Annotated in this window: 27 protein-coding genes, 2 tRNA genes and 3 pseudogenes; 24 read left to right on the top strand and 8 right to left on the bottom strand. The window is 51.6% G+C overall.

What is annotated here, in order from left to right:
• Positions 1–203 precede the first annotated feature (203 nt).
• From fliF to rcsA, 14 genes are all read left to right on the top strand, one after another.
• A complete protein-coding gene (fliF, locus tag HV345_RS09705) occupies positions 204–1886 on the top strand; it encodes a flagellar basal-body MS-ring/collar protein FliF (RefSeq protein ID WP_016153487.1) in 1683 nt (560 codons plus the stop codon).
• On the top strand, positions 1879–2874 hold the full coding sequence (fliG, locus tag HV345_RS09700; RefSeq protein ID WP_016153488.1) for a flagellar motor switch protein FliG: 996 nt from the start codon (positions 1879–1881) through the stop codon (positions 2872–2874). Before fliF ends, fliG begins: the two co-directional genes overlap by 8 nt.
• The gene (gene fliH / locus HV345_RS09695; RefSeq protein ID WP_181636557.1) at positions 2867–3574 is read left to right on the top strand and encodes a flagellar assembly protein FliH; all 708 of its coding nucleotides are present in this window, start codon (positions 2867–2869) and stop codon (positions 3572–3574) included. Before fliG ends, fliH begins: the two co-directional genes overlap by 8 nt.
• Positions 3574–4944: a flagellar protein export ATPase FliI gene (gene fliI / locus HV345_RS09690; RefSeq protein WP_016153490.1), complete on the top strand. Its 1371-nt coding sequence runs from the start codon at positions 3574–3576 to the stop codon at positions 4942–4944. The genes fliH and fliI overlap by 1 nt, the downstream gene beginning before the upstream one ends.
• Before the next feature lie 21 nt (positions 4945–4965).
• Positions 4966–5409, top strand: coding sequence for a flagellar export protein FliJ (fliJ, locus tag HV345_RS09685; protein WP_016153491.1), 444 nt, complete (start codon positions 4966–4968; stop codon positions 5407–5409).
• A complete protein-coding gene (gene fliK, locus HV345_RS09680; RefSeq protein ID WP_181636556.1) occupies positions 5406–6620 on the top strand; it encodes a flagellar hook length control protein FliK in 1215 nt (404 codons plus the stop codon). The genes fliJ and fliK overlap by 4 nt, the downstream gene beginning before the upstream one ends.
• Before the next feature lie 104 nt (positions 6621–6724).
• Complete coding sequence (gene fliL / locus HV345_RS09675) at positions 6725–7192, top strand: flagellar basal body-associated protein FliL (RefSeq protein ID WP_016153493.1); 468 nt, start codon at positions 6725–6727, stop codon at positions 7190–7192.
• 4 nt (positions 7193–7196) lie between these two features.
• On the top strand, positions 7197–8201 hold the full coding sequence (fliM, locus tag HV345_RS09670; protein WP_003030434.1) for a flagellar motor switch protein FliM: 1005 nt from the start codon (positions 7197–7199) through the stop codon (positions 8199–8201).
• The gene (gene fliN / locus HV345_RS09665) at positions 8198–8611 is read left to right on the top strand and encodes a flagellar motor switch protein FliN (protein WP_003030433.1); all 414 of its coding nucleotides are present in this window, start codon (positions 8198–8200) and stop codon (positions 8609–8611) included. Before fliM ends, fliN begins: the two co-directional genes overlap by 4 nt.
• Positions 8611–8988, top strand: a complete 378-nt coding sequence (fliO, locus tag HV345_RS09660) for a flagellar biosynthetic protein FliO (RefSeq protein WP_103847937.1) — start codon at positions 8611–8613, stop codon at positions 8986–8988. The genes fliN and fliO overlap by 1 nt, the downstream gene beginning before the upstream one ends.
• Positions 8988–9725, top strand: coding sequence for a flagellar type III secretion system pore protein FliP (gene fliP / locus HV345_RS09655; RefSeq protein ID WP_006684053.1), 738 nt, complete (start codon positions 8988–8990; stop codon positions 9723–9725). The genes fliO and fliP overlap by 1 nt, the downstream gene beginning before the upstream one ends.
• A gap of 9 nt (positions 9726–9734) precedes the next feature.
• Complete coding sequence (fliQ, locus tag HV345_RS09650) at positions 9735–10004, top strand: flagellar biosynthesis protein FliQ (protein WP_003030425.1); 270 nt, start codon at positions 9735–9737, stop codon at positions 10002–10004.
• Positions 10005–10012: 8 nt separating this feature from the next.
• Complete coding sequence (fliR, locus tag HV345_RS09645; RefSeq protein WP_181636555.1) at positions 10013–10798, top strand: flagellar biosynthetic protein FliR; 786 nt, start codon at positions 10013–10015, stop codon at positions 10796–10798.
• A gap of 289 nt (positions 10799–11087) precedes the next feature.
• Complete coding sequence (gene rcsA, locus HV345_RS09640; protein WP_016153497.1) at positions 11088–11711, top strand: transcriptional regulator RcsA; 624 nt, start codon at positions 11088–11090, stop codon at positions 11709–11711.
• A 54-nt stretch (positions 11712–11765) separates the two neighbouring features.
• Here rcsA and dsrB read toward each other — a convergent pair whose 3' ends face one another.
• On the bottom strand, positions 11766–11954 hold the full coding sequence (gene dsrB / locus HV345_RS09635) for a protein DsrB (RefSeq protein WP_003030419.1): 189 nt from the start codon (positions 11952–11954) through the stop codon (positions 11766–11768).
• 163 nt (positions 11955–12117) lie between these two features.
• Here dsrB and yodD point away from each other — a divergent pair, with 163 nt between their 5' ends.
• A complete protein-coding gene (gene yodD / locus HV345_RS09630) occupies positions 12118–12345 on the top strand; it encodes a YodD family peroxide/acid resistance protein (protein ID WP_003030417.1) in 228 nt (75 codons plus the stop codon).
• 206 nt (positions 12346–12551) lie between these two features.
• Here yodD and HV345_RS09625 read toward each other — a convergent pair whose 3' ends face one another.
• Positions 12552–12734, bottom strand: a complete 183-nt coding sequence (locus tag HV345_RS09625; protein WP_016153498.1) for a YodC family protein — start codon at positions 12732–12734, stop codon at positions 12552–12554.
• 77 nt (positions 12735–12811) lie between these two features.
• The gene (locus HV345_RS09620; RefSeq protein WP_181636554.1) at positions 12812–13723 is read right to left on the bottom strand and encodes a DUF808 domain-containing protein; all 912 of its coding nucleotides are present in this window, start codon (positions 13721–13723) and stop codon (positions 12812–12814) included.
• A 178-nt stretch (positions 13724–13901) separates the two neighbouring features.
• Here HV345_RS09620 and yedA point away from each other — a divergent pair, with 178 nt between their 5' ends.
• Positions 13902–14822 carry a drug/metabolite exporter YedA gene (gene yedA / locus HV345_RS09615; RefSeq protein ID WP_047502067.1) on the top strand — a complete coding sequence of 307 codons (921 nt, stop codon included), beginning with the start codon at positions 13902–13904 and terminating at the stop codon, positions 14820–14822.
• Here yedA and HV345_RS09610 read toward each other — a convergent pair.
• From HV345_RS09610 to HV345_RS09600, 3 genes are all read right to left on the bottom strand, one after another.
• The gene (locus tag HV345_RS09610) at positions 14814–15281 is read right to left on the bottom strand and encodes a very short patch repair endonuclease (protein ID WP_016153501.1); all 468 of its coding nucleotides are present in this window, start codon (positions 15279–15281) and stop codon (positions 14814–14816) included. The genes yedA and HV345_RS09610 overlap by 9 nt on opposite strands.
• Positions 15262–16692, bottom strand: coding sequence for a DNA cytosine methyltransferase (locus HV345_RS09605; protein ID WP_065554686.1), 1431 nt, complete (start codon positions 16690–16692; stop codon positions 15262–15264). The genes HV345_RS09610 and HV345_RS09605 overlap by 20 nt, the downstream gene beginning before the upstream one ends.
• A gap of 76 nt (positions 16693–16768) precedes the next feature.
• A complete protein-coding gene (locus HV345_RS09600) occupies positions 16769–17461 on the bottom strand; it encodes a phosphohydrolase (protein WP_181636553.1) in 693 nt (230 codons plus the stop codon).
• Between the two features lie 443 nt (positions 17462–17904).
• Here HV345_RS09600 and HV345_RS09595 point away from each other — a divergent pair, with 443 nt between their 5' ends.
• Positions 17905–18966: a porin gene (locus HV345_RS09595; RefSeq protein ID WP_181636552.1), complete on the top strand. Its 1062-nt coding sequence runs from the start codon at positions 17905–17907 to the stop codon at positions 18964–18966.
• Between the two features lie 158 nt (positions 18967–19124).
• Positions 19125–19551 (top strand): annotated as a pseudogene (locus HV345_RS09590) (SOS response-associated peptidase family protein).
• Between the two features lie 10 nt (positions 19552–19561).
• Here HV345_RS09590 and HV345_RS09585 read toward each other — a convergent pair.
• Positions 19562–19726: pseudogene (locus HV345_RS09585) on the bottom strand (DUF4113 domain-containing protein); the annotation flags it as partial.
• Between the two features lie 285 nt (positions 19727–20011).
• Between HV345_RS09585 and HV345_RS09580 the strand changes: the two are divergent.
• Together HV345_RS09580 and HV345_RS26385 are read left to right on the top strand one after the other, a co-directional pair.
• Positions 20012–20593, top strand: a complete 582-nt coding sequence (locus HV345_RS09580) for a serine acetyltransferase (protein ID WP_047416060.1) — start codon at positions 20012–20014, stop codon at positions 20591–20593.
• Between the two features lie 71 nt (positions 20594–20664).
• A pseudogene (locus HV345_RS26385) lies at positions 20665–20859 on the top strand (hypothetical protein); the annotation flags it as partial.
• Between the two features lie 66 nt (positions 20860–20925).
• On the opposite strand, the gene HV345_RS09575 reads toward HV345_RS26385, so the two are convergent.
• Positions 20926–21015, bottom strand: a tRNA-Ser gene (locus HV345_RS09575).
• A gap of 93 nt (positions 21016–21108) precedes the next feature.
• Between HV345_RS09575 and mtfA the strand changes: the two genes are divergently transcribed.
• The 4 genes from mtfA to HV345_RS09555 all read left to right on the top strand — a co-directional run bounded on the left by mtfA (position 21109) and on the right by HV345_RS09555 (position 25053).
• Positions 21109–21906, top strand: a complete 798-nt coding sequence (gene mtfA, locus HV345_RS09570) for a DgsA anti-repressor MtfA (RefSeq protein ID WP_047357950.1) — start codon at positions 21109–21111, stop codon at positions 21904–21906.
• A gap of 99 nt (positions 21907–22005) precedes the next feature.
• A tRNA-Asn gene (locus HV345_RS09565) sits at positions 22006–22081 on the top strand.
• A gap of 262 nt (positions 22082–22343) precedes the next feature.
• Positions 22344–23381, top strand: coding sequence for an extracellular solute-binding protein (locus HV345_RS09560; RefSeq protein ID WP_047499042.1), 1038 nt, complete (start codon positions 22344–22346; stop codon positions 23379–23381).
• The gene (locus HV345_RS09555; RefSeq protein ID WP_181636551.1) at positions 23365–25053 is read left to right on the top strand and encodes an iron ABC transporter permease; all 1689 of its coding nucleotides are present in this window, start codon (positions 23365–23367) and stop codon (positions 25051–25053) included. The genes HV345_RS09560 and HV345_RS09555 overlap by 17 nt, the downstream gene beginning before the upstream one ends.
• Positions 25054–25057 lie beyond the last annotated feature (4 nt).

The raw sequence follows: 25057 nt of genomic DNA, 5'->3' as shown, positions 1-25057 counted from the left end.
ATAATTTTTTACGTAGTTGAGATTACCAGTTAGTCAATAAGATAAAGGCGTTAAATAACGATAAAAAACCACGGTTTTTAACGCATAGAAAAATTCGAAACCGCAAATAATGAGACCGTCAATTTTTCGAGTTTGCTGACCCGGGAGTGAGTCTTGTTCCACTTTGCAAAAAACGCCGTCCACGATAAGCCACGAGGTGCGAGATGAGTGCGACAGCATCGACTGCAACCCAGCTTAAACCTCTCGAGTGGTTAAACCGCCTGCGCGCGAATCCCAGAATTCCTCTGATTGTGGCGGGAGCCGCTGCCGTCGCGATCATCGTGGCGATGGTCCTGTGGGCCAAAGCGCCTGACTACCGCACGCTGTTCAGCAATCTTTCCGATCAGGATGGTGGCGCGATCGTCACCCAACTGACGCAGATGAACGTTCCCTACCGTTTTACTGAGGGAAGCGGCGCCATTGAAGTTCCTGCCGATAAAGTCCACGAACTGCGTTTACGTCTGGCGCAGCAAGGTCTGCCCAAAGGCGGCGCGGTGGGTTTTGAACTGCTGGATCAGGAAAAATTTGGTATCAGCCAGTTTAGCGAGCAGGTCAACTACCAGCGCGCGCTGGAAGGTGAATTAGCCCGTACGATTGAAACGTTGGGACCGGTAAAACGCGCCCGCGTGCATCTGGCTATGCCGAAACCGTCGCTGTTTGTGCGTGAGCAAAAAGCGCCTTCAGCCTCCGTCACCGTCAACCTGGAGCCGGGTCGCGCGCTGGATGAAGGTCAGATCAGTGCGGTCACGCATCTGGTTTCCAGCGCTGTTGCAGGCTTGCCGCCGGGCAACGTTACGCTGGTCGACCAGGCGGGGCATCTGTTAACCCAGTCGAATACCAGTAGCCGCGATCTTAACGATGCGCAGCTGAAATACGCCAGCGACGTCGAAGGCCGCGTTCAGCGTCGTATCGAATCGATTCTGTCGCCGATTGTCGGCAACGGTAACGTACATGCGCAGGTTACCGCGCAGCTGGATTTTGCCAACAAAGAGCAAACCGAAGAACAGTACCGTCCAAACGGTGATGAGTCCCAGGCCGTGCTGCGTTCTCGTCAGTTGAACGTCAGTGAGCAGGTCGGTAGCGGAGCACCAGGCGGCGTCCCGGGCGCGTTGTCAAATCAACCCGCTCCGGCAAATACTGCGCCAATCGCCAACCCACCCGCTAATCAGCAAAACGCGCAAAATACGCAAAACGCACAGACGGCGAATAACAGTAATAATGCCGCCCCGCGCAATACTCAGCGCAATGAAACCAGCAACTATGAAGTTGACCGCACCATTCGCCATACCAAAATGAACGTTGGCGATGTGCAGCGTCTCTCGGTGGCTGTCGTGGTCAACTACAAAACGTTACCAGACGGCAAACCGTTGCCGTTAACCGCCGAGCAGATGAAACAGATTGAGGATCTGACCCGCGAAGCGATGGGATTCTCCGACAAACGTGGCGATACCCTGAACGTGGTGAACTCTCCCTTCACGGCGACCGACGATTCCATGGGCGAGCTACCGTTCTGGAAACAGCCGTTCTTTATTGACCAGTTAATGTCCGCAGGTCGTTGGTTGCTGGTTCTGCTGGTGGCGTGGATCCTGTGGCGGAAAGCCGTTCGTCCGCAGTTGGTCCGTCGCAGTGAAGAAGCGAAAGCCGTACAAGAACAAACGCGTGTCCGTCAGGAAACCGAAGAAGCGGTAGAAGTTCGCCTCAGCAAAGACGAACAAACCCAGCAGCGTCGTACTAATCAGCGTCTGGGAGCAGAAGTCATGAGTCAGCGTATTCGTGAAATGTCAGATAACGATCCGCGCGTCGTGGCGCTGGTCATTCGCCAGTGGATGAGTAACGATCATGAGTAATCTTACCGGTACCGATAAAAGCGTCATCCTGCTGATGACCATTGGCGAAGATCGCGCGGCGGAGGTGTTTAAGCACCTTTCCACGCGCGAAGTTCAGGCGCTCAGTACGGCGATGGCCAACGTTCGCCAGATTTCCAACAAGCAGTTGACGGAAGTGCTGGCCGAATTTGAACAAGAAGCCGAACAGTTTGCCGCGCTGAATATCAACGCCAACGAATATCTGCGTTCCGTGCTGGTGAAAGCGCTGGGCGAGGAACGTGCCTCCAGTCTGCTGGAAGATATTCTGGAAACCCGCGATACCACCAGCGGCATTGAAACGCTTAACTTTATGGAGCCGCAAAGCGCCGCCGACCTTATCCGCGACGAGCATCCGCAGATTATCGCCACCATTCTGGTGCACCTCAAGCGGGGCCAGGCTGCCGATATACTGGCGCTGTTCGACGAGCGTTTACGTCACGACGTGATGCTGCGTATCGCCACTTTTGGCGGCGTACAGCCTGCCGCGCTGGCAGAACTGACCGAGGTACTCAACGGCCTGCTCGATGGCCAGAACCTCAAGCGCAGCAAAATGGGCGGCGTGAGAACGGCGGCAGAAATTATCAACCTGATGAAAACCCAGCAGGAAGAAGCGGTTATTACCGCCGTACGCGAATTCGACGGCGAGCTGGCGCAGAAAATTATCGACGAGATGTTCCTGTTCGAGAACCTGGTGGATGTCGACGATCGCAGTATCCAGCGCCTGCTGCAGGAAGTGGATTCCGAATCGTTGCTGATTGCCCTGAAAGGTGCCGAACAGCCGCTGCGCGAGAAGTTCCTGCGCAACATGTCGCAACGTGCTGCCGATATTCTGCGCGACGACCTCGCCAACCGCGGTCCGGTGCGTTTGTCGCAGGTGGAAAACGAACAGAAAGCCATTCTGCTTATTGTGCGTCGTCTGGCGGAAACCGGCGAGATGGTGATAGGCAGCGGCGAGGATACCTATGTCTAACGAACTGCCGTGGAAAGTCTGGACCCCGGACGACCTCGCCCCACCGATGGCGGAGTTCGTACTGGCTGAGCACAGCGAAAACCCGCTGTCAGAAGAAACAGCAGAACCAGAGCTTTCCGCAGAGCAACAGCTTGAACAGCAGCTCGCACAGCTGCAACTGCAGGCCCATGAGCAAGGTTATAACGCGGGTCTGGCGGAAGGTCGACAAAAAGGCCACGAACAAGGTTATCAGGAAGGCCTGAGTCAGGGGCTGGAGCAAGGCCAGAACCAGGCGCGCGCTCAGCATGCGCCGATCCATGCCCGCATGCAGCAACTGGTGAGCGAGTTTCAGAATACGCTGGACGCACTGGACAGCGTAATTGCCTCGCGTCTGATGCAAATGGCGCTGGAAGCTGCGCGTCAGATTATAGGTCAGACGCCTATTGTGGATAACGCTGCGCTGATTAAACAAATCCAACAGCTGTTGCAGCAAGAACCGCTGTTTAGCGGTAAGCCGCAGCTACGCGTACATCCGGACGATCTCCAGCGTGTGGAGGAGATGCTCGGTGCGACCCTCAGCCTGCACGGCTGGCGGCTGCGCGGTGATCCGACGCTGCATCACGGCGGCTGTAAAGTCTCTGCCGATGAAGGCGATCTGGATGCCAGCGTCGCCACGCGCTGGCAAGAACTCTGCCGTCTGGCAGCGCCGGGAGTCGTGTAATGACCACTCGCCTGACTCGCTGGCTCAACACGCTGGACAGCTTCGAAGAGAAAATGTCGCTGCTGCCTGCGGTGCGCCGTTACGGTCGCCTGACCCGCGCCACTGGGCTGGTGCTGGAGGCCACTGGATTACAGTTGCCTCTGGGCGCCACCTGCGTTATTGAACGCCAGGACGGCAACGAAACCCAGGAGGTCGAAAGTGAAGTCGTGGGCTTTAACGGTCAGCGTCTGTTTCTGATGCCCCTCGAAGAGGTTGAAGGCGTTCTGCCCGGCGCACGCGTGTACGCAAAAAACATTGCCGGAGAAGGTCTGCAAAGCGGGAAGCAATTACCGCTTGGCCCTGCATTGCTGGGTCGTGTGCTTGACGGTAGCGGAAAACCGCTCGACGGTCTGCCCGCCCCGGATACCACCGAAACCGGGGCGCTGATTACGCCGCCGTTTAACCCGCTACAACGCACCGCGATTGAACACGTCCTGGATACCGGCGTACGTCCCATCAACGCGTTGTTAACCGTCGGTCGCGGTCAGCGTATGGGACTTTTCGCGGGCTCCGGTGTCGGTAAAAGCGTTCTGCTCGGCATGATGGCGCGCTATACCCAAGCCGATGTTATCGTCGTAGGTCTGATTGGCGAACGTGGTCGCGAAGTTAAAGATTTTATTGAAAATATTCTCGGTACCGACGGTCGTGCACGCTCGGTGGTGATTGCCGCTCCCGCAGATGTCTCGCCGCTGTTACGTATGCAAGGTGCGGCCTATGCCACGCGTATCGCCGAAGATTTTCGCGATCGTGGACAGCACGTATTGCTGATTATGGATTCCCTCACCCGCTACGCGATGGCACAACGTGAGATCGCCCTGGCGATCGGAGAGCCGCCGGCAACGAAAGGTTATCCCCCCTCAGTATTCGCCAAATTGCCAGCGCTGGTCGAACGTGCCGGGAACGGTATTCACGGCGGCGGTTCCGTTACCGCGTTTTACACGGTACTGACCGAAGGTGACGACCAGCAGGACCCCATTGCGGATTCCGCGCGCGCGATTCTGGACGGCCACATTGTGCTGTCCCGTCATCTGGCCGAAGCGGGTCACTATCCGGCCATCGATATTGAAGCCTCGATCAGTCGCGCCATGACCGCGCTTATTAGTGAACAACACTATGCGCGGGTACGTAACTTTAAACAGCTGCTATCCAGCTTCCAGCGCAACCGCGATCTGGTCAGCGTGGGGGCGTATGCCAAAGGCAGCGATCCCATGCTGGATAAAGCCATCGCCCTATGGCCACAACTGGAAGCATTCTTACAGCAAGGCATTTTTGAACGGGCGGACTGGGAAGATTCTCTGCACGCGTTAGAACTGATTTTCCCTGGTGTGTAAGTAAGCAGGAGAGCATAGGTCATGGCACAACATGGTGCATTAGCCACACTGAAAGACCTGGCTGAAAAAGAGGTAGATGACGCCGCTGTCTTATTGGGAGAGATGCGTCGTGGCTGTCAGCAGGCGGAAGAGCAGTTGAAAATGCTGATCGATTATCAGCATGAGTACCGCAACAATCTGAACAGTGACATGGGTCAGGGTATTACCAGTAATCGCTGGATCAATTACCAACAATTTATTCAGACGCTGGAAAAAGCAATTGAGCAACACCGCCAACAGCTCAATCAGTGGACGCAGAAAGTAGACCAGGCATTGAACAGTTGGCGCGACAAAAAACAACGTTTACAGGCGTGGCAGACTCTGCAGGACAGACAAACCTCGGCGGCGTTACTGGCCGAAAATCGCCTGGATCAGAAAAAAATGGATGAATTTGCTCAGCGCGCAGCTATGAGGAAACCCGAATGATTACTTTACCCCAACTGATTACCACCGACACCGACGTAGCCGCAGGTCTTCAGTCAGGCAAAGCGGTTGATTCACCCGAGGATTTTTTAGCGCTGCTGGCGGGTGCATTAGGTGCGGACAACGCGCAGGGTAAAGACGCCCCGCTGTCGTTTGCCGACTTACAGGCGGCCGCTAGCAAACTGCAAAAAGGGTTATTGCAAAAAAATGGCGATTCAGCACCGTCGCTCAAGTTGACCGAACTACTGGCGCAAAAAGAGATGCACACTGATGCTTCTCTTGTCGACATGACAGACGCTCAGCAACTTTTGTCTGCCCTCACGCCCTCACTGAAAGTTAATGCCCTGACGACTCTGGGCAAAGTCGCTCAGCAGGATGAAAAAAACACCGCACTGAGCGATGAGGATCTCGCCAACCTGAGCGCATTGTTCGCCATGCTGCCAGGACAACCGCAGACCACGCCGGCCGTCGACAGCGCGCCAGCCCCCGTTGATGCGACGCTTTCGGCGTTGTCACGAGGCTCGGTACACAGCGCTATCGCCGATAATGCTGGCGAATTGCTGCCAGGTGATGCCAAAAAAGGCAAAGCGGATATTGCAACGCCTGCCAGCAGCGTAGATCAGACAAACAATCCGACATTAACCCCGTTGACGGCAGCGGCGACGACCAGAGCGGAAATTGAAAGCTCCCCTTCGCCGACCAGCATTGGCATGACGACGGCGCCGTTAAGTGGCCCGCAGTCCCACGCTCAGCCGTTACCGACCGCCGCACCTGTGCTAAGCGCGCCATTGGGTAGCCAGGAATGGCAGCAATCACTGAGCCAGCACGTCACTCTGTTTACTCGCCAGGGCCAGCAAAGCGCGGAACTGCGTCTGCATCCACAGGATCTGGGCCAGGTGCACATTTCCCTCAAGCTGGATGACAACCTCGCGCAGTTGCAAATGGTATCGCCACACAGTCACGTGCGCGCAGCGCTGGAAGCTGCGTTACCGATGCTGCGTACGCAGTTGGCTGAAAGCGGTATCCAGCTTGGGCAAAGCAGTATCAGCAGTGAAAGCTTTGCCGGTAATCAGCAGTCTTCCGGGCAGCAACAGCAGGCGGGTCGCGCTCAGGGACAAGACATTTTTGCCGCTGAAGATGACGCCGTACTGGCAGCGCCAGCCTCACTGCAAGCCGCAGCACGCGGTGATGGAGCAGTAGACATCTTCGCCTAACGCCAGAGGTAGCATGATTATCCGCGTCTTTTCCACGCTTTGTCGTGGACAGGACACGGGATAATCAGCCCATAAGCTGTACCGAAACAGGAAGCCCGTATCTGATGACTGACTCCGCGATTAACAAAAAAAGTAAACGCGCTATTTGGATCCCTCTGCTGGTATTGATTACCCTCGCCGCCTGCGCAACTGCGGGTTATAGCTACTGGCGCATGCAGCAGCAGCCGTCCGCCAGCGTCAAAGCGGAACCGGCTCCACCGCCAGCCCCGGTATTCTTTGCGCTGGATACCTTTACCGTCAATCTGGGTGATGCGGACCGTGTACTGTATATCGGTATCACGCTGCGCATGAAAGACGAGGCAACGCGTTCACGTCTTAACGAATATCTGCCGGAAGTGCGCAGCCGCTTGCTGCTGCTGTTCTCTCGTCAGAACGCGGCTACGCTCGCCACCGAAGAAGGTAAGCAACAGCTCATTGCCGCCATCAAAGAGACGCTCGCGACTCCGCTCGTTGTTGGGCAACCCAAACAGGTTGTCACCGACGTTCTTTATACAGCTTTTATTCTGCGGTAAAGACATGGGCGACAGTATTCTTTCTCAGGCTGAAATCGACGCATTGCTTAATGGCGATAGCGAAACTAAAGACGAACCCATTTCCGGTATCGCAAAAGAAAGCGATATTCGTCCTTACGATCCCAACACCCAGCGCCGCGTGGTACGTGAGCGTTTACAGGCGCTGGAGATCATTAACGAACGCTTCGCGCGCCAGTTCCGTATGGGGTTATTTAACCTGTTGCGCCGTAGCCCGGATATTACCGTGGGTGCAATCCGTATCCAGCCATACCACGAGTTTGCGCGCAACTTACCGGTTCCGACCAACCTGAACTTAATCCACCTGAAGCCGCTGCGCGGTACGGGTCTGGTGGTGTTCTCACCGAGTCTGGTATTTATCGCCGTCGATAACCTGTTCGGCGGTGATGGCCGCTTCCCGACGAAAGTGGAAGGCCGCGAATTTACCCATACCGAACAGCGCGTTATCAACCGCATGCTGAAGCTGGCGCTGGAAAGTTACAGCGACGCGTGGAAGGCCATCAATCCGCTGGAAGTGGAATACGTTCGTTCCGAGATGCAGGTGAAATTTACCAATATCACCACGTCTCCTAACGACATCGTGGTCAATACCCCATTCCACGTTGAAATTGGCAACCTGACCGGTGAATTTAACATCTGTCTGCCATTCAGCATGATTGAACCGTTGCGTGAGCTGCTGGTGAACCCGCCGCTGGAAAACTCGCGTAATGAAGATCAGAACTGGCGCAATAATCTGGTGCGTCAGGTTCAGCATTCTGAGCTGGAGTTGGTGGCAAACTTTGCTGACATTCCGCTGCGGCTATCCCAGATTTTAAAACTGAAACCCGGCGATGTACTGCCGATTGAAAAACCCGACCGCATTATTGCTCATGTGGACGGCGTGCCTGTACTGACCAGCCAGTATGGCACGGTGAACGGTCAGTATGCGTTACGCGTAGAACATCTGATAAACCCGATTTTGAATTCGCTGAATGAGGAACAGCCCAAATGAGTGATATGAATAATCCGTCCGATGAGAACACTGGTGCATTGGACGATCTGTGGGCTGACGCGTTAAACGAGCAAAAAACCACCCCCACCAAAAGTGCGGCCGATGCGGTATTCCAGCAGTTAGGTGGCGGCGACGTCAGCGGTGCCTTGCAGGACATCGACCTGATCATGGACATTCCGGTCAAACTGACCGTCGAATTGGGCCGAACCCGTATGACCATCAAAGAGCTGCTGCGTCTGACACAGGGTTCGGTCGTCGCGTTGGATGGTCTGGCGGGCGAGCCGCTGGATATCCTGATCAACGGTTACCTGATTGCCCAGGGTGAAGTGGTGGTTGTCGCAGACAAATACGGCGTACGTATCACCGACATTATTACCCCATCTGAACGCATGCGCCGTCTGAGCCGTTAATCATGAATACCCAGGCTACAGTTTCTCAGCCAGCCGCCGTACCCGGCTCACCGCTGGTTCAGGTAAGCGGCGCGCTGCTTGGGATCATCGTATTGATCCTGGCTGCAGCCTGGGTGATTAAGCGTATGGGGTTTGCCCCCAAAAGCGCCGGTACGCGCGGACTGAAAGTTGCGGCAAGTACCTCACTGGGTCCACGTGAGCGCGTGGTGATTGTTGAGGTTGAAGATGCGCGCCTGGTACTGGGCGTCACGGCCTCGCAAATTAACGTGCTGCACACCCTGCCCCCGGCGCCTGCTGATACAGAAGAAAAACCGGCCTCCCCCGCGGATTTCCAGGCCATGATGAAGAGTTTGCTTAAGCGTCCCGGGAGATCCTGATGCGCCGTTTGTTATCCATCACGCTGGCAGGCTTATGGCTTTTCAGCCCAGTAGCCCTCGCCCAGCTCCCGGGTCTGGTTAGCCAGCCGCTGCCTGGCGGCGGACAAAGCTGGTCTTTACCCGTGCAAACGCTGGTGTTTATCACCTCGCTGACGTTCCTGCCCGCCATTTTATTGATGATGACCAGCTTCACCCGCATCATCATCGTTTTCGGTCTGTTACGAAATGCGCTGGGAACCCCTTCGGCCCCCCCGAACCAGGTGCTACTGGGCCTGGCGCTATTTTTGACCTTTTTCATCATGTCGCCGGTAATCGACAAAATCTACGTCGACGCATATCAGCCGTTCAGCGAAGAGAAAATCTCTATGCAGGAAGCCATGGAGAAAGGCGCACAGCCGCTGCGCGAGTTTATGTTGCGCCAGACCCGTGAAGCCGATCTGGCACTCTTCGCGCGCTTAGCAAACAGCGGCCCCCTACAGGGACCAGAAGCCGTACCGATGCGGATTTTGCTTCCAGCCTATGTCACCAGCGAGCTGAAAACGGCATTCCAGATAGGCTTTACCATTTTTATTCCGTTTCTGATTATCGACCTGGTCATCGCCAGCGTGCTGATGGCGCTCGGGATGATGATGGTCCCCCCGGCCACGATCGCGCTACCGTTCAAGCTGATGCTGTTTGTGTTGGTAGACGGTTGGCAGTTGCTTGTCGGCTCGCTAGCTCAAAGCTTTTACAGTTAGAGGCGCGAAATGACACCTGAATCGGTCATGATGATGGGCACAGAGGCGATGAAAGTCGCCCTGGCCCTTGCCGCGCCTTTGCTGTTGGTCGCCCTCGTCACAGGTCTTATCATCAGTATTTTGCAGGCGGCGACCCAGATAAACGAAATGACGCTGTCCTTCATTCCCAAAATTGTCGCGGTTTTTATTGCCATCATTGTTGCCGGCCCGTGGATGCTTAACCTGCTGCTCGACTACGTGCGTACGCTGTTCAGCAATATCCCCTACATCATCGGGTAGATGACATTATGCTGCAGGTGACCAGCGTTGAGTGGCTCCACTGGCTGAATCTTTACTTCTGGCCTTTGCTGCGCATCCTGGCGCTCGTCTCAACGGCCCCGATTCTCAGCGAGCGCGCGATCCCCAAACGAGTAAAACTGGGGCTGGGGTTAATGATAACCGTCGTTATCGCTCCGTCGATTCCCCCGGTAAACGTCCCTATCTTTTCTATCGGGGCGCTATGGCAGGCAATGCAACAAATCCTGATCGGCATCGCTCTGGGCTTCACTATGCAGTTTGCCTTCGCGGCAGTACGTACCGCCGGGGAATTAATTGGTCTACAAATGGGTCTCTCCTTCGCAACCTTCTTTGATCCCGGCAGCCGTCTGAATATGCCGGTACTGGCGAGACTGATCGACATGCTCGCCATGCTGTTATTCCTGACTTTTAACGGCCATTTGTGGCTTATTTCGCTGTTGGTGGATACATTTCATACCTTGCCAATCGGCGGCAATCCGGTGAACAGCAATGCGTTTCTCGCGCTGGCGCGGGCGGGTAGCCTGATTTTCCTCAACGGGCTAATGTTGGCCCTGCCGATAATGACGCTACTACTCACCCTAAACCTCGCACTCGGTCTGTTGAATCGCATGGCTCCTCAGCTGTCGATTTTCGTCATCGGTTTTCCACTCACCCTCGCCGTGGGTATTTCATTAATGGCGGCCCTGATGCCATTAATTGCGCCATTCTGCGAGCGATTATTCAGCGAAATTTTTAATTTGTTGGCTGATATTGTCAGCGAAATGCCCGGAAAATAATAACCCTTAATTTTTATCCTGTTTTACTAAGGATTGTCCTAAATTTAAAAAGCGACAACATCCACCAGGATATCGCTGTCGCGGTTTATTTATTATTGACTCACTCACATAACGCAACATTTACTTTACTTTAAGATGTTTCCTGGCAAATTATACGCAACTTTACGGGATAGTAATTTCGCCTGAAAAACAGCGAAAGCGTCATCTTGGGTCGTTATTATTCCGTTTAGTTGTGATGAAAATAATCAGGTAAGGGGAATTATCGTTACGCATTGAGTGAGGGTATGCCATGTCAACGATTATTATGGATTTGTGCAGTTACACCCGGCTAGGGTTGACCGGATATCTGGTAAGTCGGGGGGTGAAGAAAAGGGAAATCAACAACATTTCCAACGTTGAGGAGCTCAGTCTCGCCTGTGTCTCTCAACAGCCCGCTGTGGTGTTTATTAATGAGGACTGCTTTATCCACGATCCTGCTAATAGCCAGCAAATAAAGCAAATCATTAATCAGCATCCCGGCACATTATTTATTGTGTTTATGGCAATTGCCAACGTGCATTTTGATGAGTATCTATTAGTAAGAAAAAATTTATTGATTAGTTCTAAGTCGATTAAACCAGATTCACTGGATGAACTCCTTGGCGATATTCTGAAAAAAGAAGTAGATTTTGTCATTGATGTGAATCTACCGACATTATCATTGAGCCGTACCGAGTCCAGCATGCTACGCATGTGGATGGAGGGTCAGGGCACAATACAGATATCCGACCAAATGAATATCAAGGCCAAGACCGTGTCATCCCATAAGGGGAATATAAAACGAAAGATAAAAACGCATAATAAGCAAGTTATCTATCACGTTGTGAGACTCACCGATAACGTTACCAATGGTATCTTTGTGAATACGCGCTAACACGTTCTGACTGGTGGCGAATCCACCAGTCAGGATCATGCAGCCAAATTCACCTTATTCTACTTTTTCCACGAAGATACCATCCTGATGACCTGACTCATTAAAGAACCAGATACCGAGCGGGTAGTCTTCCAGCGAAACCAGGTACATGGTGCCTTCACTAAACTCTTCGATAGCAAGTACCACGCCCGGTCGACGAGGACCGCCGTCCGTTTTGACTGTGACCCGATCATTCACCTTCATAGTTTTCCTCCTGTGGCTTTGTGCCAGTGTAGAACAATTTCCTTTTTCTGGCAGCGCCCGCCTCGCGCGATTGCGGGTTTTATCGACGGTCTATACTTAAGTTGTGCGTATCTGATGTTTGGATGCGCTCCCCCGGTATCCTTAACGGTTGAGAGGTATGAGGATGAAAACCGCGAAAGAGTACAGCGATACGGCCAAACGTGAAGTCAGCGTCGATGTGGACGCGCTACTGAAGGCAATCAACGAAATCTGCGAGAGTGAAATTCATCGCAGTCAGGATGACCCGGAACGCGTCAGCGTCGACGGACGTGATTACCACACGTGGCATGAACTGGCCGACGCGTTCGAGCTTGATATCCATGATTTTAGCGTGTCGGAGATCAATCGCTGACTGAGGGCGAAAAAAATCCCGGCCCTTATCGGGTCGGGATCAAGCTTGCTTATGCAAGAAGCACTTGAAAATTCGTTACACCAGGAAATCTGATGTGAAACAAACCTTATCTGCAATTTTTTTGCCTGACAAGTAAATAATTCTCACTAAAATGATAAATATAACTAATGATTGAAAGATCACCCGGTTACGCGCACCCCAGGTGTTCAGGCATCCTGGCAGAGCTTTCTTCGCTCGCCCGGCACCAGTTCATCTTCACGGAATGCTTCCCGTTTGACGCCAAAGCCGTCGTACCAGCGACACTCCACCATTCCGCTGGCATACCCGGTAACGATCATGCGTGGGCCACCCTCTTTGGAGGTGACTTCCTCACTGACAGAAAAGACCATACCTGCCTCCTGTATCAAGAGAAACCTTTACACCTTAGACGACAAAGAAGGGTTTTGCGTAATCAACCCTGCGACAATTAGTGCGAAACTCCGCGCACTCTGGCGACGCCTTTCACCAGCAGCACCACTATTGCGCCAATGATAAAACCGAGCACCAGATTCAGCAGGGTCGGAAGCATCAGCGCAATCAATGCACTTTGCTGTTGGGCAAAATGTTCAATCGCATGATGCAGCGGTGTTATTCCGTGCACCACAATTCCGCCGCCAACCAAAAACATCGCCAGCGTGCCGACCACGGAAAGTGTTTTCATAAGCCAGGGGGCAACAACCAGCAATCCTTTACCCAGCGACTGGGCCAGCGTACTGCGCTTTTCTGCCAACCAGTATCCGATATCATCGAGCTTAACGATAATCCCGACCAGGCCGTAGACTCCCACAGTCACCACTAACGCGATGCCTGATAACACCAACACCTGATTCAACAATGGCGCATCCGCGACGATCCCCAGCGTAATCGCGACAATCTCAGCAGATAAAATAAAGTCGGTACGTATCGCCCCTTTGATTTTGTCTTTCTCAAAGGTGAGTGGATCCTGCGCTGCCAAAGATGTCAGACGCTGCTGGCGCTCTCCCGGGGTTTCTTTGTGCTTACGCGCTTCCAGGGTATGGAGAACTTTTTCTACACCTTCAAAACAGAGGAACGCCCCGCCTACCATTAATAAGGGGGTGATCGCCCAGGGAATGAAGGCGCTTATCAATAGCGCCAACGGCACAAGGATAACTTTGTTAACAAACGATCCTTTCGCTACGCTCCAGACCACCGGGAGTTCGCGGTTCGCCCGCACACCCGACACCTGCTGCGCGTTAAGCGACAGATCATCGCCCAGCACACCCGCGGTTTTTTTCGCGGCCAGTTTTCCCATGACAGAGATATCATCCAGCAAAGTGGCGATATCATCGAGTAAGGTCAATAAGCTACTTCCTGCCAAAATTTTTACCCTCAATATTATTTTTTTGCAGTCATAAGTATGAAGTAAAACACGCAATGCTGAAACTGACCTTTCTGGTCAACAAATTTTTAACATCAGCACGTAATTATAAATCTCGCCAGCAAGATAGTTTTGACGTTTACTATGTTGCACCTTTTTATTTCCACCGTGAGGGATTATGCGTTTCAGGCAATTGCTACCGCTTTTCAGTGCGCTTTTCGCGCTGTACATCATTTGGGGTTCCACGTACTTCGTTATTCGCATTGGCGTTGAAAGCTGGCCACCGTTGATGATGGCTGGCGTTCGTTTTCTCTCTGCGGGGATTTTATTAACAGCATTCTTACTTATCCGCGGACATAAGCTGCCGCCTCTGCGCGTGCTCCTGAACGCCGCGTTAATTGGTATCCTGCTGCTGGCTGTCGGTAACGGACTGGTCACCGTCGCAGAACATCAAAACGTGCCTTCCGGTATTGCCGCCGTGGTGGTCGCCACCGTCCCGCTGTTTACGCTGTGTTTTAGCCACTTTTTTGGCATCAAAACGCGCAAACTTGAATGGATGGGGATCGCAATTGGACTCGCGGGGATCATCATGCTGAACAGCGGTGGTAATTTGAGTGGTAATCCATGGGGAGCAATTTTAATCCTGATAGGTTCGATAAGCTGGGCGTTTGGCTCAGTGTACGGCTCGCGCATAACGTTACCCGTTGGCATGATGGCCGGAGCCATTGAAATGTTAGCCGCCGGTATTGTGCTGATGTGCGCCTCGCTGATTTCCGGGGAAAAGTTGACCACTATGCCGACGTTTTCAGGCTTTATGGCGGTCGCCTATCTGGCCGTGTTTGGTTCTATTATTGCCATCAACGCGTACATGTACTTGATCCGCAACGTCAGCCCGGCATTAGCCACCAGCTATGCCTACGTTAATCCGGTTGTCGCCGTACTGTTAGGTACCGGCCTGGGAGGAGAAAGTCTGGCGCCCATCGAATGGCTGGCGCTTGGCGTGATTGTATTTGCGGTGGTACTGGTCACACTCGGTAAATACCTATTTCCCGTTAAAGCGGACGCCGTTGCGACCCCGTCGGAAAAGACGTTACAGTAAATGGATACCGAGGGTGTCGATCTGTGCGCTATCGCCACCGCCGCAGATCCACTCGATGACGCGTTCGGACAACGCGTCATCCCCCAGCTTTTCGCGCCCACGCAGGGCGCACTCCCAGACAATCAGTACGCGCCAGCCCAAAGCCTGCAATTTTTCACAATCCCGCGCGTCACGCTGGACATTTTTGCCTATTTTTTCCAGCCAGAACGCTGTTCGTGTGGCGGGGACTTTGAATAGATAGCAGTTGTGATGATGCCAGAAACAGCCGTGGGTAAAAATCACACAACGATAATCATCCACCACGAAATCGGGACGACCGGGTAACGTCGCATCCTGCACACGAAACGTTACCCCCTGCTCTGCCAGTACGCTGGCAAGGCGTTTTTCAATTGCGGTATCGCGGGTTGCTATCGCCCGCATATTTTTACTGCGCGTCGCTTTATCGTGAACGTCTGCCATGCAGTTTCTCTTTCTCGCGAATAGCAACCGCCTGTTTGATTTTTGGCTCCAGCAGTCTGGCTACCGCCGCAAATGCCGGGACGACCACCGAATTACCAAACTGACGATAAGCCTGTGTGTCTGACACCGGGATCCTGAACTGATAGCCCTGAGGTGATTCAAATCCCATCAGGCGCGCGCACTCTCTGGGCGTCAGCCTGCGCGGACGGTATCGCTGATTGTGCGGATCATCAAAATCCTTTTCACCCAGCGCCATATCCCAACCGCGGTCGATCAAGATCTCCGCCCCATCTTTATAGTAACGCGCCGATAATGTGCGCGTTACGCAATCGGGATTGCCGGGATACACCATGCCATAGCCAAATCCATTGCCCCGCGCCTGATGCTTTTTCGCATAACGATACAGATATTTCCACAGCACCGGCGTGAGCACATATTTTGCGTCGACGGTCGGCTCAAGTAGCTCCGCCAGCGTCGTACGCCGCTGAGGATAGCGGGAGACAATATCGCGCAGCGTGAAGTCTGATTTCAGATTCAGATCGCGGCGAAAGCCGACGAGCACAATACGTTCGCGATGCTGGGGCAAAAAATGTTGCCCATCGATAATCTTCGGATCGTCCGGCCCGTTATCGTGTGCATCAGCCACGTCATAACCCAGCTCATCCAGCGTTTGCATAATGATGCGGAACGTTTTCCCCTGATCGTGACTCTTCAGGTTTTTGACGTTTTCGAGCACAAATATTGCCGGCCGACGCGCATCGATGATGCGCACCACGTCAAAAAAAAGTGTGCCTTGCGTATCGCAGGCGAAGCCATGAGCCCGCCCTAACGCGTTTTTCTTTGATACACCGGCCAGAGAGAATGGCTGACAAGGAAATCCCGCCAGCAGCACGTCATGCTGCGGAACATGCTGGCGGATATGTTCCGCCGCCTGCTGGTCACTCACCCCATCATGATGACTGAGGGTGATATCGCGAATATCTTCATTAAAATGGTGCTGGTGAGGATCGCAGTAGTAATTCGCTTTGTAGGTGCGCACCGCATGCTTGTTCCACTCACTGGTAAACACGCACTGCCCGCCAATCGCCTCAAAGCCGCGACGAATGCCGCCAATACCGGCAAAAAGATCGATAAAGCGAAAAGCATAATGTGGATGATGCGCAGGCGGCCTCGGCAGCAAGTCGTTCAGATGAGCCAACTCACCGTCGCTGAGGCGATGCCACGTTTCATTGGCAACCACACGTTTGAAGATGGCCGGACTCCAGCGGTTCTCGCCAACACCATTCAGATGAGCAACCAGCGTTTTCACGTCATATATTTCAAGCAACTTAGCCAAAATCACCTGTGCGGCGGCCTCGTTATCATCTGTCATCGGGTTCATGGAACCTGCTACTGAAAAATTATCCTGCATACATTTAACCGGCCGAAATGGATAGCTGACAGGTTAACATAAATTAGTGCGGTTGACGTTGCGGCTGTACTGGCGACTAACGCAGCTTAAAGGGTTGAATCGCGTCAAGATCCAGCATTTCATATTCTCCTTTTAACTCCGCACTCAGCTTCGCCATGTACGTCAGTAAGAAGTCAGCATTATGTTGCGCCAAATGCCGACCGTGTTCAGTTTGCATCGTCAGCGGCAGCGTCAACAATTTGGTCTGGAAGTGATCGAGTGCGTACTGTTTATCATCAAGGCTACGCTGTCGGGAAAACGGATCTTCCGCATCAAACAGCGCCACGCCTAACGCGCCGGACACGGCAAATACCCGTGCTAAACCAATTGCGCCCAACGCCTCAAGCCGGTCAGCATCCTGCACGATTTTGGCTTCAAGGGTTTCTGGTACGATTTTGGCGCTGAAACTGTGCGCCTCAATAGCATGGCACACGGCAGGTAATCGTTGTTGTGGGAAATCAGGAAAATCGCGCATCAAAACGCGACGCGTTTCCTGGGCTGCCAGTACCGACGAACGATGACGATCGGGATGATTCTTCGGCAAACTGACGAGATCGTGGAAGTAGCACGCCGCCAGCACCACCAGCCAGTCTACGGTCACATCCATGCTCAACTTTTGTGATGTCATCCAGACGCGACGAAAATGAAAGATGTCATGGGCAGCGTCGTGCCCGGAATGATTGTCACGTAACCAGGCTTCAAATTTCGACTGCCAGTACTGTAGTTCCATACTCTCGCTCTTCGCAGAAAGAAAACCACCTTAGCAACAATTCTCATGTCAGACTACCGTCGACGCTTTTTCATCATCAATACATATTATTCACCAAATAAGTATCACCATAACGGATATATAAATCCATTATTCAAAACAAGCAGATCAATTATAATCCCGCATGCAAAATAAATAACAAATATCAATAATATACATTCAACAAGATAGAACAAAAGAAATCATAACTACATGATAAAAAATACATTTATATGGATAATATTAATTCAAATGCCATGCAATTTTAATTATATAAAAGCAATAATGAAATATTTTGAAATATCTTAAATACATTTGTTACATGTTATATTTAAAATTAAATGAACTTCATAGATAGTATTCAAATGTAGTCTTTCAGATAGCGCTACATATTCATTTTAATTATTATATAAAGGGAATACATAATGAAAAGAAAAGTACTGGCACTGCTTCTCCCTGCCTTATTTGCTGCAAGCGCAGCAAATGCGGCTGAAATTTATAATAAGAACGGCAATAAAATTGATTTTTACGGCAAGATGGTAGGCGAACGCATCTGGTCGAATACGGATAGCAGTAACAGTGAAAATGCTGACACCTCTTACGCCCGTTTTGGGGTGAAAGGTGAAACCCAGATCAGCAACGAGTTGACAGGTTTTGGTCAGTTTGAACACAACCTCGACGCCAGCAATGCGGAAGGATCTCAGGGGCAAAAAACCCGTCTGGCCTTCGCGGGCCTGAAATATGCGGATTACGGCTCATTTGATTACGGTCGTAACTATGGCGTAGCCTACGATGCGGCAGCCTACACCGATATGCTGGTTGAATGGGGTGGCGATTCATGGGCTGCGACGGATAATTTCATGACCGGTCGTACCAACGGCGTGGCGACCTACCGCAACACAGACTTCTTCGGCATGGTTGAGGGTCTTAATTTCGCGCTGCAGTACCAGGGCAAAAATGACGATCACGCTGTCACTAAAGCAAATGGCGACGGCTACAGCATGTCGGTGGACTATAACGTGGATGGCTTTGGTGTCGTCGCGGTGTATGGTAAATCCGACCGTGCGGACAAACAATCCATCGATGGCTATGGCAGCAACGCTGAAGTCTGGTCCCTGGCAGCAAAATATGACGCCAACAGCATTTATGCGGCAGCGATGTATGGCGAAACGCGTAATATGACCCGAACCGGAACCGATCAGGGTTTTGCAAACAAAACGCAAAACGTTGAAGCAGTCGTTCAATATCAGTTCGACTTTGGTCTGCGTCCATCCCTGGGTTACGTTTACTCGCAGGGTAAGGACCTGGCCGGCGGTGTTAACGCTGACCGCGTGAATTACGTCGAGCTTGGCACCTGGTACTACTTCAATAAAAATATGAACGTCTACACAGCGTATAAATTTAACCTGCTGGATAAAGAAGACGGCGCAATTACTGGCAACGCAGTTGATGATCAGTTTGCCATGGGTATTGTGTACCAGTTCTAATCTCCACAAACTCAAAAGCCCGCGCTGCGGGCTTTTTTTTGTTCAACGAAGCGTATTTTTTACCACACGGGCATTACAACGATAAACTTGTGAGGATACTCAAAGAAAAAGACATCCATGAGAACTGTCGTTGAAAGCAAGGCGTGCAAGTGCTTGAAATGACGAGTGAAGACTATCTCGCCCTGCTCTCTGAAGAAGCTGAACGCGACATTCCATACGATCCAGACCCATCGGACGTTTCAACGTGGCACCTGCCATCAAAGTTCTGCTGCTGAGTGAACGTGATGAACAACTGCACCTTGACCCTGTACTTTGGGGATACGCCCGAGGTGGTGGGATAAACCGCTGCTAATTAACGCACGGTCTGAAACAATGGCCGACAAAGGACTGGTAGATATTTACGACAGACAACCGTTGGTAGTGCTACCAGTGCTACCGGAAGCCGCGCGCGAATGGATGAAGCAGGATCTTGGAGGGAAAGAAGCAGCTGAAATTGCAGCTGACTGTGTCGTGCCGGCTGATAAATTTATATGGCATGCCGTAACACGTGCCGTCGGAAATGTGAAAAATCAGGGAGCAGATTAAATTAAGCCTGTTACTTAACCCGGAGCAGGTCTTCATCGCGGGTGGTATATCGGGGTGACTGCATCTCTCTTTTAATTGCCCACTGTTGCTGGGTACCCTGACCGGCGAAATAAAGCGCTCCCCTTACTTCCTTTGCATTCATATGATCCAAAATCTCCATCAGCTTCTCGCTCCCCCTTGACATGAAAGAAAAAGCCTGTCTTTGACTTGTCGGTATTTTTACTGTCAGGCATGTTGCAAAACCTTCCCTTATCAAATACATTATTTGTAACAATAGTACAACAAACATCACAAAGTGGTAGGTATAACACAATCTGAATTTCGTCATGAAAGAGAAGGTCCACAAGAAAAACTAAACTCCTTTATTAAGGCATAGACACAGATCAAAATATCGTAGCTAAGCGTAAGTTAAAGTTACAAAAATAATTCAACAAAACATAATGTTACTTAAAGGAAATTTATGATTAAATACATTATCGCCTTAAAATTCGTAATATTCGGGCGTTCACAAGAACTATTCTATTATTGGAAGAGTGAGATTATAAGGAGACCGTATTTTTCAATCATAAGATTACTACGCGAGAAGAAATTAAGACACAGAAACTTCCTTTTTTGGTGGCGCCTAGCCAATGAAATGTACAAAAATGGTGGGAAATACCAAAAAAGAGCAGCAATAAAGCTGAATAACAAGATAATTGAGAGATTTGGCTGTGAAATAGGATTGGGTGCAAATATAGGCAAAGGCTTATTGATCCCGCACCATTCAGGCATCGTTATTCACGGCTCTGTTGACATTGGGGATAATTTTATTATCAGACAAAACTGCGTAATAGGACAAATAGACAAGGATTGCAAATCTTTAAGGTTAACAATTGGTAATAATGTTGACATAGGTGCAAATACATGCATCATTGGTCTTTCTGTGAAAATTGGTGACAATGTCAAAATTGGTGCAATGTCATTTATTAAATCTAATATTCCATCTAACTGCACCTACGTCACAGAAAAAAAATCACGAATTATAGTTTCCCCCTCCTCATAGAGGGGGTATTAATATTTGTTTAAACAAACGTTCAGATGTAAGCAGGAAAAAAACCAGATAGAAAACTGCCGTGTACTTTTCATGATCTCAAAGCCAAGGGAATATCTGATTACGAAGGCTCGAGTAAGGACAAGCAACTATTCTCAGGTCACAAAACTGAAAGCCAGGTTGTGGTTTATGACAGAAAAGTGAAAATTTCTCCCACACTGGATCTTCCAGTCTTGGGCAAATCAGAAGATGATGATGGCGAGTTTTATACCAAGTGAATATACCAACACTATACCAAGTGTGACATGAGTCGTTGAAAGGGAATGAGCTAAGTGCTTGAATAGTGGCGGAGAGAGGGGGATTTGAACCCCCGGTAGAGTTACCCCTACTCCGGTTTTCGAGACCGGTCCATTCAGCCGCTCTGGCATCTCTCCGTTTTGGCGGTTGCCATGATGCCAGGTAATTTGGCATTTTAACAGACCCAGTTCCGTCAATTTCGTTCAAGTGACGAGTTTGCGAGCAAAACGATGATTAAGTGGCCCTGGAAAGAACAAGAAGCAACCCGGAGTGACGATTGGCCGTGGGACGACGCCCTGGCTATTCCCCTTTTGGTGAATCTCACCGAGCAAGAACAAGCCAGACTTATTGCCCTGGCCGAGCGCTTTTTACAACAAAAAAGATTAGTCGCTCTTCAGGGGTTTGAGCTGGACCCGCTAAAAAGTGCGCGCATTGCTCTGCTATTCTGTTTACCTGTTCTGGAAATGGGGATTGAGTGGCTCGACGGGTTTCATGAAGTTCTCATCTACCCTGCCCCATTTGTCGTAGACGATGAATGGGAGGACGATATTGGGCTGGTGCATAATCAACGCGTGGTACAGTCCGGGCAGAGTTGGCAACAAGGCCCGATAATCCTCAACTGGCTTGATATTCAGGATTCCTTTGATGCCTCCGGCTTTAATCTGATCATCCATGAAGTGGCGCACAAGCTTGATATGCGTAATGGCGATCGTGCCAGCGGTATTCCGGCGATTCCCCTGCGCGATATCGCCGGTTGGGAACACGACCTGCATGCTGCAATGAACAATATTCAGGATGAGATCGATCTGGTTGGAGAAACTGCGTGCAGTATAGATGCCTACGCAGCGACCGATCCTGCTGAATGCTTTGCCGTGCTATCCGAGTATTTTTTCAGTGCTCCTGAATTATTTGCTCCGCGTTTTCCTGCCTTATGGCAGCGTTTCATCCAGTTTTATCGCCAGAACCCCATGGAGCGGTTACGAGATACCCGGGGAGACGACGATTATCGCTCACCAAACACGCATTAACACTGAATTTGAAGATTAATTAACCAATTGAAATGACGCGCTAATTTTACTGTTGACACCTCATGATGAGGTCAGTAATATGCGCCTCGTTCACACGATTCCTCTGTAGTTCAGTCGGTAGAACGGCGGACTGTTAATCCGTATGTCACTGGTTCGAGTCCAGTCAGAGGAGCCAAATTTAAGAAGCCCGCTTAAGGAAACTTAAGCGGGCTTTTTGCTTTTCATGTCTGTGTAAAAGCTGCCTCTATAAGCGCTCAGTCTGCCATAACTCCCCATTCCATGCCGCATCACATCGTTGATTAAAGTTGTGTAAATGTAAATCGTTTAAACTTTGCAATTATTGTAAGTGCTAGTGATTATCATTTATTGTACGCGAGCCAAAAGAACGAGCCCCGACTCGGTTCACTGTATGTTCCAATTACTCTGGGATAAAAACGATGAATGCTCTGACTCGCACCGGATTGCGCCGTATCACGCTTGCCTCTGCCCTCCTCTTCTCTGTCAGCCTGCCGGCTTTCGCTCAGGAAACGTTAACGCTTTACACCACCCGTGAACCGGGCCTGATCCAGCCTTTACTTGATAGCTGGACTAAAACCAGCGGTATCAAAGTAAGTACGGTCTATATCAAAGACGGTATGCTTGAGCGTGTTAAGGCTGAAGGCAAAAACTCCCCTGCCGACCTGCTGATGACCGTCGATGCCGGAAATCTCATCGATTTGGTTGAAGCCGGCGTCACCCAGCCGGTAGAGTCAGAAGCGCTGAAAGCCGCCATTCCGGCGAATCTGCGCGGTGCGGATAATCAGTGGTTTGCGCTTTCAATGCGCGCCCGCGTACTGTATGCCGAGAAGTCGCTGCCAATCGATAACTGGCATTACGAACAGCTCGCCAGCCCAGAATACAAAGGTAAAGTTTGTATTCGTTCCGGTCAGCACCCCTACAACACGGCGCTGATCGCCGCGATGATTGCCCATCATGGTGAAGCCAAAACCGAAGAATGGCTGCGCGGCGTGAAGGCTAACCTGGCGCGTAAAGCCACCGGCGGCGATCGCGATGTTGCCCGCGATATCCTCGGTGGAATTTGTGATATCGGCCTGGCAAACTCCTATTATGTCGGCCATATGAAAAACGCCAAAGAAGGCAGCGATGCTCGTCAGTGGGGCGATGCCATTAAAGTCGTTAAACCAACCTTTGAAAATGGCGGTACGCACGTCAACATCAGCGGCGCTGCCGTTGCCCGCTATGCGCCAAATAAAGCCGATGCCGTTAAGCTGATGGAATATCTGGTTTCCGCGCCTGCCCAGCAGCAGTATGCGAAAGCGAACTTCGAATATCCGGTACTGAAAGGCGTAACGCTTGACCCGGTCATTAGCGCCACAATCGGTGAAATCGACGTCGATAAAACACCGCTCACAGAGATCGTGAAGTATCGTAAACAAGCTAGCCTGCTGGTAGATAAAGTTGGATTCGATCAATAAATCGCTGCAGTTTCCGACGTTACGCGGCCTGGTTTCCGGGCCGCAGTCATTATTAACGCCGTTGCATCTTGGCGCGTTGTGCGTCGCGCTTGGCGTCCTGACCCCCATCGTTGCGCTGATCTGGCAGGCCACCCAGGCTGATTTATCCCACTGGGATAATCTTATGACATATGTACTGCCTTCAGCGCTAAAAAACACCGTGCTGTTGCTAGCGGGTGTCGCGATAATGGTTGGCGTTATTGGCGTAGGCAGCGCATGGGCGGTAACGGCATGGGATTTCCCTGGGCGAAAAATTCTCAGTTGGGCGCTGCTGTTGCCGCTGGCAATGCCTACCTACATCGTTGCCTTTGCATGGCTCGATCTGCTGCATCCGATTGGCCCCCTGCAAACCTTTATCCGTTTCATACTGGGCTTTGACAGCCCGCGACAGTTCCGCCTGCCCGATTTACGTTCCCTTTCCGGCGCAATAATCCTGCTCGGATTAGTACTTTATCCTTACGTGTACCTGACAACCCGCGCCATGTTTATCAGCCAGCCGGCCCATCTGTTGGAAGCTGCACGTACGCTGGGTTGCAGCGCAACCGGGACCTTTTTTCGTGTTGCACTCCCCATGGCACGCCCGGCACTGGCCGTCGGGATCAGTCTGGCGCTGCTGGAGACGCTTAACGATATTGGCGCGTCGGAATTTCTCGGGGTACAAACGTTAACCGTTACCGTATACACCACGTGGATCTCTCGCTCTGATTTATCTGCCGCAGCGCAAATCGCCTGCATGATGCTGATGTTTATATTCTTTATTCTGACGCTGGAATTTTATGGCCGCAGAAAACAGGGATTCAGCAGCCGTAGCCTGCGGGAAATTCAACCCACCCGCGTGCAAGGCTGGCGTGGCTGGCTACTCGGTGTCGTTATTTCGCTGCCGGTTGTGCTGGGCTTTCTGGCCCCGGTGTTGTTTTTAATCTGGGAAAGCGCCAAACGTATAGGTGACGAGAGCCCTATATCCTCCTCGTTACTGTCTGCATTACAAAATACGTTATCACTGGCCGCGGGAACCACGTTGGTGGTGGTTTGCGTCAGTATGTTGGTGGCCTGGAGCGCGCGGCATAGCGCCGCAGACAACGCGATGCCAGGATTTCGCCGTGGTGTAATGCGTCTGGCTTCTTTAGGCTACGCGGTTCCCGGTACAATTCTGGCGATTGGTTTTTTAACCCCCGCCATGGCAGTCGACCGCTGGCTGGCAGATTTACTGGATGTTCGCGGCCTGCCGCTGATGTCTGCGGGGATCCTGCTGGTAATTTGTTGTGCCATGCGTTTCCAGGCGATTGCTATCGGCGCACTGGATTCCGGCCTGGGCCGCATTCCTCCTTCGCTGGAGCAGGCTTCTCGTCTGTTGGGTGAGAATGGTGCGGGCACATTTGCACGGGTTCATTTCCCATTGCTGCGCCCGGCGTTAGTGAGTAGCGCCCTGCTGGTTTTTGCCGATGCCATGAAAGAACTGTCAACAACGTTGCTGTTGCGCCCGGTAAACTTCGAAACGCTGGCAACGTTGCTGTATGCAGAAGCCGCCCGTGGAACCTATGAAGAAGGTGCTATCGCCGCGCTAATGATTGTTTTAGCTGGCACGCTACCGGTTATTTTGTTGGTGCGTCACCAGATGACTCGCCGTGGTTAAGAGA

The sequence above is a fragment of the Citrobacter sp. RHBSTW-00986 genome (assembly GCF_013783065.1).
Classification (GTDB): domain Bacteria; phylum Pseudomonadota; class Gammaproteobacteria; order Enterobacterales; family Enterobacteriaceae; genus Citrobacter; species Citrobacter braakii.
The sequence above is the reverse complement of the archived record's forward strand: the minus strand, read 5'-3'. Positions and strand labels throughout refer to the sequence as shown.